The organism is Neisseria sp. HMSC064E01 (genome assembly GCF_001808875.1).
Classification (GTDB): Bacteria; Pseudomonadota; Gammaproteobacteria; order Burkholderiales; family Neisseriaceae; genus Neisseria; species Neisseria sicca_A.
This window is the reverse complement of the sequence record NZ_KV794917.1, coordinates 14,526-25,499: the sequence shown is the minus strand read 5'-3', so window position 1 is coordinate 25,499 and position 10,974 is coordinate 14,526. Positions and strand designations below refer to the sequence as shown.

The 10,974-nt window shown below is 55.4% G+C and carries 10 protein-coding genes; 5 read left to right on the top strand and 5 right to left on the bottom strand.

Translation table 11 applies throughout. The features are described 5' to 3' along the window. Positions 1-36: 36 nt before the first annotated feature. The gene (nadA, locus tag HMPREF2572_RS04385) at positions 37-1,149 is read right to left on the bottom strand and encodes a quinolinate synthase NadA (protein ID WP_070496408.1); all 1,113 of its coding nucleotides are present in this window, start codon (positions 1,147-1,149) and stop codon (positions 37-39) included. Between the two features lie 201 nt (positions 1,150-1,350). Here nadA and HMPREF2572_RS04380 point away from each other — a divergent pair, with 201 nt between their 5' ends. After that, positions 1,351-2,289 carry an NUDIX hydrolase gene (locus tag HMPREF2572_RS04380; RefSeq protein ID WP_070496407.1) on the top strand — a complete coding sequence of 313 codons (939 nt, stop codon included), beginning with the start codon at positions 1,351-1,353 and terminating at the stop codon, positions 2,287-2,289. 75 nt (positions 2,290-2,364) lie between these two features. After that, positions 2,365-3,246: a carboxylating nicotinate-nucleotide diphosphorylase gene (gene nadC, locus HMPREF2572_RS04375; protein WP_070496406.1), complete on the top strand. Its 882-nt coding sequence runs from the start codon at positions 2,365-2,367 to the stop codon at positions 3,244-3,246. Between the two features lie 349 nt (positions 3,247-3,595). Here nadC and mtgA read toward each other — a convergent pair whose 3' ends face one another. Continuing rightward, complete coding sequence (gene mtgA / locus HMPREF2572_RS04370; RefSeq protein WP_070496405.1) at positions 3,596-4,297, bottom strand: monofunctional biosynthetic peptidoglycan transglycosylase; 702 nt, start codon at positions 4,295-4,297, stop codon at positions 3,596-3,598. Position 4,298: 1 nt separating this feature from the next. Further along, a complete protein-coding gene (gene aroE / locus HMPREF2572_RS04365) occupies positions 4,299-5,108 on the bottom strand; it encodes a shikimate dehydrogenase (protein ID WP_070496404.1) in 810 nt (269 codons plus the stop codon). Between the two features lie 243 nt (positions 5,109-5,351). On the opposite strand from aroE, the gene glnA reads away from it, so the two are divergent. Further along, positions 5,352-6,770 (top strand): type I glutamate--ammonia ligase, encoded by a 1,419-nt coding sequence (glnA, locus tag HMPREF2572_RS04360; protein WP_070496403.1) that lies wholly within the window; start codon positions 5,352-5,354, stop codon positions 6,768-6,770. Between the two features lie 92 nt (positions 6,771-6,862). Here glnA and HMPREF2572_RS04355 read toward each other — a convergent pair whose 3' ends face one another. Continuing rightward, on the bottom strand, positions 6,863-8,287 hold the full coding sequence (locus HMPREF2572_RS04355) for a surface lipoprotein assembly modifier (protein WP_070496402.1): 1,425 nt from the start codon (positions 8,285-8,287) through the stop codon (positions 6,863-6,865). Between the two features lie 416 nt (positions 8,288-8,703). Beyond that, positions 8,704-9,075: a hypothetical protein gene (locus tag HMPREF2572_RS04350; RefSeq protein ID WP_070496401.1), complete on the bottom strand. Its 372-nt coding sequence runs from the start codon at positions 9,073-9,075 to the stop codon at positions 8,704-8,706. A gap of 254 nt (positions 9,076-9,329) precedes the next feature. Between HMPREF2572_RS04350 and lspA the strand changes: the two genes are divergently transcribed. Together lspA and ispH are read left to right on the top strand one after the other, a co-directional pair. Then, a complete protein-coding gene (lspA, locus tag HMPREF2572_RS04345) occupies positions 9,330-9,863 on the top strand; it encodes a signal peptidase II (protein ID WP_070496400.1) in 534 nt (177 codons plus the stop codon). A gap of 26 nt (positions 9,864-9,889) precedes the next feature. Continuing rightward, the gene (gene ispH / locus HMPREF2572_RS04340; RefSeq protein WP_070496399.1) at positions 9,890-10,858 is read left to right on the top strand and encodes a 4-hydroxy-3-methylbut-2-enyl diphosphate reductase; all 969 of its coding nucleotides are present in this window, start codon (positions 9,890-9,892) and stop codon (positions 10,856-10,858) included. Positions 10,859-10,974: the final 116 nt, after the last annotated feature.

Sequence of the window (10,974 nt, the reverse complement as noted above, 5' to 3'; positions counted from 1 at the left end):
GATTTAAATTTAATCCACTATAATATGGACGGCAAATCAGGCGGGTCCCATGCCGTTGAACACATCTTTTTTCTTCAGCCCTGCCGCGAAGTCGAGCATACGCTGCAAAGGCAGTTTGGCGGCTTCGCCCAGCTTTCTGTCCATCAGGATTTCGTTGCACCCGCTTGTCAGGGCGTATTTGATGCCGCCCAGCGAATTCATCGCCATCCACGGGCAGAACGCGCAGCTTTTGCAGCTTCCGCCGTTGCCTGCCGTCGGTGCGGCGATGAATTCTTTGTCGGGCGCCTGCTTTTGCATTTCGTGCAGGATGCCCAAGTCGGTCGCCACGATGAATTTTTTTTCGGGACGCGATACGGCGGCTTTGAGCAGTTTGCTGGTCGAGCCGACCACGTCGCCCAGTTCGATGACGCTTTGCGGCGATTCGGGATGAACCAGCACCACTGCGTCGGGATGTTCCGCCTTCAGTGCCGCCAGCTCCTGCCCTTTAAATTCGTTGTGGACGATGCACGAACCCTGCCACAACAGCATATCCGCGCCCGTTTCGCGGCGGATGTAGTCGCCGAGGTGGCGGTCGGGTCCCCAAATCAGTTTCTCGCCGCGCGATTTCAGATACGACACGATTTCCAACGCCACCGAAGACGTTACCACCCAGTCGGCACGCGCTTTCACGGCTGCGGAAGTGTTGGCGTACACCACCACCGTGCGGTCGGGGTGTCGGTCGCAAAACGCCGAAAACGCCTCTTCCGGGCAACCCAAATCCAAAGAACATTCTGCTTCCAAATCAGGCATCAGCACCGTTTTTTCAGGGCAGAGGATTTTCGCGCTCTCGCCCATGAAGCGTACACCCGCCACCACCAGCGTACCGGCTTCGTGTTCCGCGCCAAAGCGTGCCATTTCCAGCGAATCGCCCACACATCCGCCCGTTTCCAAAGCCAAATCCTGAATCAGCGGATCGACGTAATAATGCGCCACCAAGACCGCGTTTTTCTCCTTCAGCAAAGTCTTGATTTCGTCTTTCAGACGACCTGCCGTCTCGCGGTCGGGCGTGTCGGCAACCTTCGCCCACGCCTGACGGATTTGGCAGGCGGAAGTCGGCGTTTGGATGAGGGGCATATCGTAGTCGAACGAGCGGCGGGCGGCGGTTTGCATGATGTTTCCTTGTAGCTAGTTTTGAGGCGGCATGAAGGTTTGCCGTCTGTTTTTCAAACTGTTCCTATATTATGCTCAACTTGAGTATAATATGCAAGGTCGTCTGAAAACAGGTTTGAGATACCGCAAAACCGACCCGCTTCGTTCCGACAAACCGCTTTGGTTTACAATAAAGCCTTTCCCACCCGCAGAAAGCCGAGCATGGACGCCTACCCCGAAGCCGAAGCCCCGCCGCAAAGCATCGTCGAGCTGGTTCCCGTATTGATTGCCGTTACCGACGGCGGCCTGCGGGTGTTGACCGTCGCCCAAGGCACGCTCCTGCCCAACGGCCCGCTCTCCCCCCTGCGCAATTCCCTGCAGGCGGGCGTGAAGCTGTGGGTCGCCAAGCAGACTTCGCAGCCTATGGGCTATGTGGAACAGCTTTACACCTTTGTCGACACCCACCGCCGCAACGAACACGGCATGCCCGTCTTGTACGTCAGCTATCTGGGGCTGGTGCGCGAGGCAGCCGACAGCATCCTGCACCCGGATGCGAAATGGCAGGACTGCTACGACTATTTCCCGTGGGAAGACTTGCGCACCGACGGCGGGCAGCGCGACGCCATCGTCAGCCACCTGCGCATTTGGACAAACTCGGCGGACACGGAGGAAGTCCGCCAAAAGCGGCTCAAGCGCATTCATTTGTGTTGGGGGGTCGAACCGGAAAACTGGTCGGAAGAATACGTTTTGCAACGCTATGAAATGTTGTATGAAAGCGGCTTGATAGCGGAAGCCACCGAGCCGCAGGCAAACTTCGACTTCGCGCTCACGGGACAGCCCATGCGCCACGACCACCGCCGCGTACTGGCGACCGCCCTGTCCCGCCTGCGCGCCAAAATCAAATACCGCCCCGTGATTTTCGAACTGATGCCGCCCGAATTCACGCTGCTGCAACTGCAAAACAGCGTCGAAGCCATCAGCGGCAGATTGCTGCACAAGCAAAACTTCCGCCGCCAGATTCAGCAGCAAAACCTCATCGAGCCGTCGGATACCGGCGTATCGGGCAGCAAAGGCCGTCCCGCGCAGCTTTACCGCTTCCGCGACGACGTCCTGCCCGACAGGCTGATTTCGGACATCGGACTGCCGCTGGGCAGCCGTTAGCCCGTTTTCAGACGACCTCAAATGAAGTTTTGCCTCATCGGTGCAACATTAATCTTTTTCAATAAAGGAAACCCCATGTCGTCTGAAAACACCCTCTTCCCCCTGCCCGATACCCTGCTGCGCCCCATGGTGGAGCAAGCCCTGAGCGAAGACTTGGGCAGGCGCGGCGACATTACGTCCGCCGCCGTTATCGCCCCCGATAAAACCGCCAAACTCTTCCTCGTCAGCCGCGAAGACGGCGTCATCGCCGGCATGGACTTGGCGCGCCTCGCCTTTCAGACGATGGATCCGTCCGTCCGCTTCCAAGCCGAAATCCAAGACGGGCAAGCTGTCCGCGCAGGTCAGACGCTGGCCGCCGTCGAAGGCAACGCCCGCGCCCTGCTCGCCGCCGAACGAACCGCGCTCAACTACCTCACGCACTTAAGCGGCATCGCCACCGCCACCGCGCGTGCCGTCGCCGAAGTCGCCGAATACGGTACAGACATCGTGTGCAGCCGCAAAACCATCCCCCTGCTGCGCGTCCTGCAAAAATACGCCGTCAGGGCAGGCAGCGGCGTGAACCACCGCATGGGTTTGGACGACGCCGTACTCATCAAAGACAACCACCTCGCCTATTGCGACAGCATCGCCCAAGCAGTTCGGCAGGCAAAACAGGCGGTTGGACCGTTGACCTGCGTGGAAATCGAAGTGGACACGCTGGCACAACTGGACGAAGCCATCGCAGCGGGCGCGGAACGGATTTTGCTGGACAACATGGACGACGAAACCCTAAAAGAAGCGGCAAACCGCTGTCACACGCAAACCGCCCACCCCCACACCATCTATTGCGAAGCATCGGGCGGCATCGGCTTCGACCGCTTACGGAGCGTGGCGCAAACCGGCGTGGACGGCATCGCCCTCGGCTATCTGACCCACAGCAGCCGCTCGTTGGACATAGGTTTGGATTTCGTGGCGTAAATTTCGCCGAAGACAGCGGCGCAGAAAGAAAATCCATTCAAAAACGCCCGTTTCGTCATTCCCGCACAGGCGGGGTAAAGATGACGAAACGGGCGTTTTTTGGAGTGGATTAAAATTGCAATGATAAGGCGTTGCCAACGCCCTTATGTACTTTAGCGAAATTACTTTATTTTCGACACGCAACTTACCGGTTGTCGTCATTCCCGCCCCTGTCCTCGCGTAGGCAGGGGCGGGAATGACGGAAGAACGTATCAAAACCGGGCGGGTAGGATATAAATGTGATGCGGCAAACAAGGTTACAGTTGCGCAAAGGTCGTCTGAAACCCCTTCACCTGATTTTCAGACGACCTCAATCCAGATCGCTTTCGGGCAATTCTGCCGAACCCATGCGGCGCAGGATGATGTTGGTCTTGTTGCGCAGGCGTTTGCTTTTGGGGTTGTCGGCGTAAAACAGCGGCGCGGGGACGCGGGCGGCGAGTTTGGCGGCCTGCTGTTTGGTCAGGTTGGCGGCGGGTCTTTTATAGAAATACTGGGACGCGGCTTCTGCGCCGAATATGCCGTAGTGCCATTCGATGGCGTTCAGATACAGCTCGAAAATGCGGTCTTTGTCGGTAACGGCTTCCATCATCGCGGTAATCGCGGCTTCTTCGCCTTTGCGGACGTAACTGCGGCTTTCGTTCAGAAACAGGTTTTTGGCAAGCTGTTGGCTGATGGTCGAGCCGCCTGCTTTAACTTCGCCGCTTTGTTTGTTGCGCTTGATGGCGTATTGGATGCCGCCCCAGTCAAAGCCTCCATGTTCGGCGAATTTGGCGTCTTCGGAGGCAATCAGGGCTTTTTTCAGGTTGACTGAAATGCGGTCGTAAGGCACCCAGCGGTAATCGAGTGCGACATCTTTGCCTTCGCTTTGAAACTGCCGCATCCGCATCGCCATGAAGGCGGTTTTGTTCGGCGCGACGGCGCGGTAAGTGATGATGTTGCCGTACACATAAGCGTTGAAAAAGATAAATGCGCCCAAAGGCAGGGCAATCAGCCATTTGATGATGCGGAACATTTTATAACTCTCTCATATATTGGACGACAGGCTGTACATCGGGCGCAAAGCCGCGCCAGAGACGGTAGGAAGCTGCTGCCTGTCCGACCAGCATACCCAATCCGTCGGCGGTTTGTTTTGCGCCTGATTGGCGGGCAAACGCTAAAAACGGCTCTGCCGCTTCGCCGTAAACCATATCGTAAGCCAAAGTGCAATGTTCAAAGATTTTCGGCGATACGGCGGGAAGCTGTCCGCTTAAGCCGCCGGATGTGCCGTTGATGATGATGTCGAAGCCGCCTTCCAGTTCATCCAAAGGTATGGCTTCAATACCGAAATGCGCCGCCATTTCCGCCGCTTTGGTGTGGGTTCGGTTGGCGATAACGATGCGAGCGGGGCAGTATTCTTTCAATACGGGAATGACGCCGCGCACCGCGCCGCCTGCGCCGAGCAGTAAGACGGTTTTGCCGGAAATCTCTACACCCAGCCTTTTTGCAATATCGTCCGTCAGTCCGAGTCCGTCGGTATTGTCGCCGCGTATTTTACCGTTTTCCAGCAAAATCAGCGTATTGACCGCACCCGCCGCCAAAGCGCGTTCCGAATGTTCGTCCGACAAGGCAAACGCTTCCTGCTTGAATGGTACGGTAACATTCGCGCCGCGCCCGCCGTCGGCAAAAAACGCTTCGACCGCCGGCGCGAAACCGCCGATGTCGGCGCAAATGCGTTCGTATTCGATTTCAACGCCTTCCTGCAAGGCAAACTGCCGATGGATTTGTGGCGATTTGCTGTGCGCGACGGGGTTGCCGAAAACGGCATAACGGGGAATAGTGTTCATAAAAATCCTATTAGGCAGGACAAATGCAAAGACCGCCCATTATAACCGCCTTTTCCGCCTGATACCGCTGTTTTCCAATAATTTGGAATATGTACCAGATTGTTGACAATCAGGTCGTCTGAAACTATATTCCGCAAGTCAGAAATTTAGCGGATTTGCGGTTTCAGACGACCTTCGCCGTGATAAAATGCAGCAGATTTTCCGCGAGATTCCGTATCCGTTACTTCCCATTAGGAGCCGAAAATGTCTATCAAAGACGCAGTAAAACTGATTGAAGAAAGCGAAGCCCGCTTCGTAGATTTGCGCTTTACCGATACCAAAGGCAAGCAGCACCACTTCACCATCCCCGCCCGCATCGTCCTCGACGACCCTGAAGAGTGGTTTGAAAACGGTCAGGCGTTTGACGGCTCGTCCATCGGCGGCTGGAAAGGCATTCAGGCATCCGACATGCAGTTGCGCCCCGACCCTGCAACTGCCTTTATCGACCCCTTCTTCGACGATACCACCGTCGTCCTCACCTGCGACGTCATCGCCCCCGCCGACGGTCAAGGTTACGACCGCGACCCGCGCTCCATCGCCCGCCGCGCCGAAGCCTACCTCAAATCCACCGGCATCGGCGACACTGCCTACTTCGGCCCCGAACCCGAATTCTTCGTCTTCGACGGCGTAGAGTTTGAAACCGACATGCACAAAACCCGTTACGAAATCACGTCCGAAAGCGGCGCATGGGCAAGCGGCCTGCACATGGACGGTCAAAACACCGGCCACCGCCCTACCGTCAAAGGCGGCTACGCCCCCGTCGCTCCGATTGACGCCGGACAAGACCTGCGTTCCGCCATGGTGAACATTTTGGAAGAACTCGGCATCGAAGTCGAAGTCCACCACGCCGAAGTCGGCACCGGCAGCCAAATGGAAATCGGCACGCGCTTCGCCACTTTGGTCAAACGCGCCGATCAAACCCAAGACATGAAATACGTCATCCAAAACGTCGCCCACAACTTCGGCAAAACCGCCACCTTCATGCCCAAACCTATCATGGGCGACAACGGCAGCGGCATGCACGTCCACCAATCCATCTGGAAAGACGGTCAAAACCTGTTCGCAGGCGACGGCTATGCCGGCTTGAGCGACACCGCGCTCTACTACATCGGCGGCATCATCAAACACGCCAAAGCCCTGAACGCGATTACCAATCCGTCCACCAACTCCTACAAACGCCTCGTACCGCACTTCGAAGCACCGACCAAGCTCGCCTACTCTGCCAAAAACCGTTCCGCGTCCATCCGCATCCCGTCCGTGAACAGCAGCAAGGCACGCCGCATCGAAGCGCGTTTCCCCGACCCGACCGCCAACCCATACTTGGCGTTCGCCGCCCTGCTGATGGCGGGTTTGGACGGCATTCAAAACAAAATCCATCCGGGCGACCCTGCCGATAAAAACCTCTACGACCTGCCGCCGGAAGAAGACGCACTCGTCCCAACCGTCTGCGCCTCTTTGGAAGAAGCACTCGCCGCCCTCAAAGCCGACCACGAATTCCTGCTGCGCGGCGGCGTGTTCAGCAAAGACTGGATCGACAGCTACATCGCCTTCAAAGAAGAAGACGTACGCCGCATCCGCATGGCGCCGCATCCTTTGGAATTTGAAATGTATTACAGCCTGTAATTCGCATTTCCAGTCAGGCTAAACGAAAGGTCGTCTGAAAACCTTGTTTCCAGGTTTTCAGACGACCTTTTCTTATCGTTCAAAATCAATCGTCAGAACGTTTTGCTGAATTCGACAAACATTCTGGTTTTGCCGTATTCGTAGTATTTGTCGTTGCTCCATGTTTTGTGGTGGGCGACGGTCAGGCGCGGGGTGATGCCTTTGAAGTGGAAGGCGCGGTGCCACACGGCGAGCGAAATATCTGCTTCTTTATCGCGGCGGTTTTCCTGACCGCTCAAAAGGCTGGGCGTTTGATAACGGCGTTGCGCCGCACTCAGCCGCAACATGGTGGACAGCCCTTTGCCCCATTCCTGCCCCCATGCGGTACGGAGGCTGTAACGGTCGAAGCTGTCCGATTTGTCTTCTTTATTGCGTTCCTGATAGATGTCGAAACCGCCGACCCAGTATTGACGGGCGTTTCGGTAATAGACGACGGAATTGCTCAGCAGGCGGTTGTTGTTGTCGGATTTGGCGCGGCGGGTGTTTTTCAGACGACCCATTTCAACGGCGCTCAAGGTTTGCAGCTTAGGCTGCCACCAGCGGTTGATGTGCAGGCGCGCACCGCTAGAGTAGGTGTACGGATCGTTGCCGTAGAAGCGGCGTTCGTGGAACGGGGTCAAGCCGATGTCGTTGCGCTGGTCGGCGTAGCCTGCGCCTACTGAGAAGCGAGTGGTCACGTCGTTATACTTGGTTCGTTCGGGATAAACTTTGCCGTAGGTATCCACTCCTGCCGTAACGTACCAGCCTTTGGGCAGCGACCATTTTTTCTCTGCGCCGAGTTGGTAGTTGATGGCGGTGGCGTCGATAGGCTCGGGGAAAGTCCAGTTGCCGTATGTGCGGCGGCTGGGGGCTTGGTTGATGTTTTGTTCGCGGGTCACGCTCAAGCCGGCGTTAAATTTCCACGAATCGCGTTCGCGCAGGGCTTTGCGGTAGGACTCGATGCCTTTGACGAACGGCTCGGGCAGATTGGGTTCTGTTTTGAGTTTGTCGAACTGGTCGGCGGCGGCTTCGTTTTGCTTGTCTTCAAACAAAGCGGTTGCAAGCTGCCAGCGGACGACGGGGGCATCGGGGGTTTCGGCGATAAATTGACGGTAATACCCGATGGCTTCTTTCATTTTGCCGTCGTTTTGGGCAACCAGTCCGCGTGCGTAGAGCGCCATGTTTTTATCGTGTCCCTGCCATTGTTCGTAAATCGGCAGGACGACTTTGATGCCCGCGATGTTGCGTGAAACAACGGCGGAATACATGGCGCGGGAAAGCAATTGGGGATTGTCGAGCAGGGTTTTGGCATCGACGTTGACGACTTTTTCAGACGACGTTTCGGCGGCAGGCTTGGCCGCTTCTGCTTCGACGGGGTCAGGTTCTGCCGTTTTGACCTGCAACTCGGGGGCAGGCTGGTTTTGAGTCTCGGGTGGCACGTCGGCGGCTTCTGCTGCGGACACGGCGAGCAGGGAGAGGAGCAAGAGTGGTTTTTTCATGATCTTTGCAATGTGTGAACGTTGGTATTGTAGTGATTGCGTCAATATTTTTTATTTGAGATCGGACAACACCATTTATTCTCTTCGGTACTGTTTTGTCTCAATATTATGTTGAGCGCGGATTTTACCGTGTTTTACGGTAAAACAAAATATTGCGGGGGTAAATAAAACGATAGGGCATGATTCAGCTTTGTTCTGTTTCGGCGCAAATCCGCCCTGCCCTGTTGATTGAATGCCGTTTGTCCAATCCTATGCAAAGGTCGTCTGAAAAGAGGTTTCAGACGACCCGTGTTTTCTTCCGAACGGTTTTTACGGAGAAAACAAATGTTGTAAAAACCATAAACAATTGTTAACGCCGCCATGTAAAAAGGTCGTCTGAAACCTCTTTTCAGACGACCTTTCGGGTATTTCTCGATTTAGCGTTTGTCCAAGTCTAAATCAGCTTTGTATTCGATGCGACCGTGTCCTTTGTTTTCGATGGATACGTCCAATTCTTGTGCGCCGCGTTTGAATTTCAAATCGGCATCATCGTTTCTGATTTCCGATTCGACCACTTGAAAACCTTTACTGCGCGCGTGGGCAATGACTTTTTTCACCAAAGACGGAATCGGGTTGCCGCGTGCGGGCAGCTCGGCTTCGTATTCGAATTCGCCGTTGCCCTGACGATCGGCTTTGACCGTATGCGCGCCTGCGGGAAGGTAAATTTCAGCAGGAAGCGGAGCGGCGAAAGCGGTGGCGGAGAAAAGCGCCAAAATGCCGGTTGCCAATAAAGATTTTGTTTTAGCCATACTGTATCCTTTCGGGGAAGGCATATAAAAACGCCGCCATGTTATCGGCAAGGCAACACCCTATCAAGCAAATAAACTTTGTTTTACGTATGACGATGTTTTTGCGCGCAGCGTTTACGCGGTTTTGCGATAACCCTGCAAAACCCTGCGTCTTGCCTGTATAATAAAAGGTTTTCAGACGACCTTTTGAAACACGGCTTTTGCGCTTTCGGGTAAAATAGCCGCTTTGTTTTTATTCAGGCAGCTTCAACCAAATGTCTTCCTCCCTTTCCAAAAAAACCGCCTACCTGCTGATTGCGCTGGTCGGCATCGCGCTTGACCAACTGACCAAATGGGAAATCCTTGCCCACTTCCAAGAAGGCGAGCGCCTCAATATCATCCCCTCTTTCTTCGACCTGACCCTTGCCTACAACCCCGGCGCGGCGTTCAGCTTTCTTGCTGATCAAGGAGGCTGGCAGAAATTCTTTTTCTTAGGGCTGGCACTCGTTATCAGCGCGTATCTCGCCCGTGCTATTCTGCGCGACGAGTTCCGCCTTTCGGGCAAAATCGGTGCAGCCATGATTATCGGCGGCGCGCTCGGTAACGTCATCGACCGACTGATTCACGGTCATGTGGTTGATTTTTTACTGTTTTACTGGAAGGATTGGTATTATCCTGCATTTAATGTTGCCGACAGCTTTATCTGCGTCGGTGCCGTTTTATTGGTTTTGGACGGACTGTTCCACAAAAAAGACCCCAAACCGACTGACGAAGCAGTAGCCGACGAACCGACAACCGACAACCCTTAAGGTCGTCTGAAATCCGGACCATACACATGACCCAAAAAACCATCATCCTTGCCAACCCGCGCGGCTTCTGCGCCGGCGTTGACCGCGCCATCAGCATCGTCGAGCGCGCGCTGGAAGAATTCGGCGCACCGGTTTACGTCCGCCACGAAGTCGTCCACAACAAATTCGTCGTGGACAACCTGCGCGAAAAAGGCGCGGTATTCATCGAAGACCTCGCCGACGTACCCAAAGACGCCATCCTGATTTACTCGGCACACGGCGTCTCCAAAGCCGTGCAGCAGGAAGCCGCCGAACGCGGGTTCCGCGTATTCGATGCCACCTGCCCGCTCGTGACCAAAGTCCACAAAGAAGTCGCCCGCCTCGACGCGCAAGACTGCGAAATCATCATGATCGGACACAAAGGCCACGTCGAAGTCGAAGGCACCATGGGACAGCTTCCGCCCGGCAGAATGCTGCTGGTCGAAACCGTTGAAGACGTCGCCGGACTGCAAGTCAAAAACCCCGACAAACTCGCCTACGTCAGCCAAACCACCCTCTCCGTCGATGAAACTAAAGACATCATCGCCGCGCTGAACGCCCGTTTCCCCAACATCCGCAACCCGCACAAAGAAGACATCTGCTACGCCACGACCAACCGACAAACCGCCGTCAAAGAATTGGCGGAAGAATGCGACATCGTCATCGTCGTCGGCTCGCCCAATTCTTCCAACAGCAACCGCCTGCGCGAAGTCGCCGCCCAACGCGGCGTCGATGCCTACATGGTTGACAACGCCGGCTACCTGAAACGCGAATGGTTCGAAGGCAAACACAAAGTCGGCGTAACCGCCGGCGCGTCCGCCCCCGAAGTTTTGGTCAGGGAAGTCCTGCAAACCATACAGCAATGGGGATACGAAACCATACGCGAAGGCGAAGGCGCGGAAGAAAGCATCGTCTTCGTCCTCCCCAAAGAGCTGCGGCGCGAAGGCGAAAACAAACAAATCCTCAACAAAGGTTAAACTGCTTAGTCCAGCCTTTTCATCCAAGCGGTAAAACAAAAAGGTCGTCTGAAAACCGAGTTTCAAGGTTTTCAGACGACCTTCTTTATAGTGGATTAACAAAAATCAGGACAAGG

Coding starts and splice junctions, on each gene's coding strand:
- HMPREF2572_RS04380 (WP_070496407.1), top strand. CDS start 1,351: ATGGACGCCTACCCCGAAGCCGAAGCCCCGCCGCAAAGCATCGTCGAG.
- HMPREF2572_RS04350 (WP_070496401.1), bottom strand. CDS start 9,075: ATGGCTAAAACAAAATCTTTATTGGCAACCGGCATTTTGGCGCTTTTC.
- HMPREF2572_RS04355 (WP_070496402.1), bottom strand. CDS start 8,287: ATGAAAAAACCACTCTTGCTCCTCTCCCTGCTCGCCGTGTCCGCAGCA.
- nadA (WP_070496408.1), bottom strand. CDS start 1,149: ATGCAAACCGCCGCCCGCCGCTCGTTCGACTACGATATGCCCCTCATC.
- mtgA (WP_070496405.1), bottom strand. CDS start 4,297: ATGTTCCGCATCATCAAATGGCTGATTGCCCTGCCTTTGGGCGCATTT.
- ispH (WP_070496399.1), top strand. CDS start 9,890: ATGACCCAAAAAACCATCATCCTTGCCAACCCGCGCGGCTTCTGCGCC.
- glnA (WP_070496403.1), top strand. CDS start 5,352: ATGTCTATCAAAGACGCAGTAAAACTGATTGAAGAAAGCGAAGCCCGC.
- nadC (WP_070496406.1), top strand. CDS start 2,365: ATGTCGTCTGAAAACACCCTCTTCCCCCTGCCCGATACCCTGCTGCGC.
- aroE (WP_070496404.1), bottom strand. CDS start 5,108: ATGAACACTATTCCCCGTTATGCCGTTTTCGGCAACCCCGTCGCGCAC.
- lspA (WP_070496400.1), top strand. CDS start 9,330: ATGTCTTCCTCCCTTTCCAAAAAAACCGCCTACCTGCTGATTGCGCTG.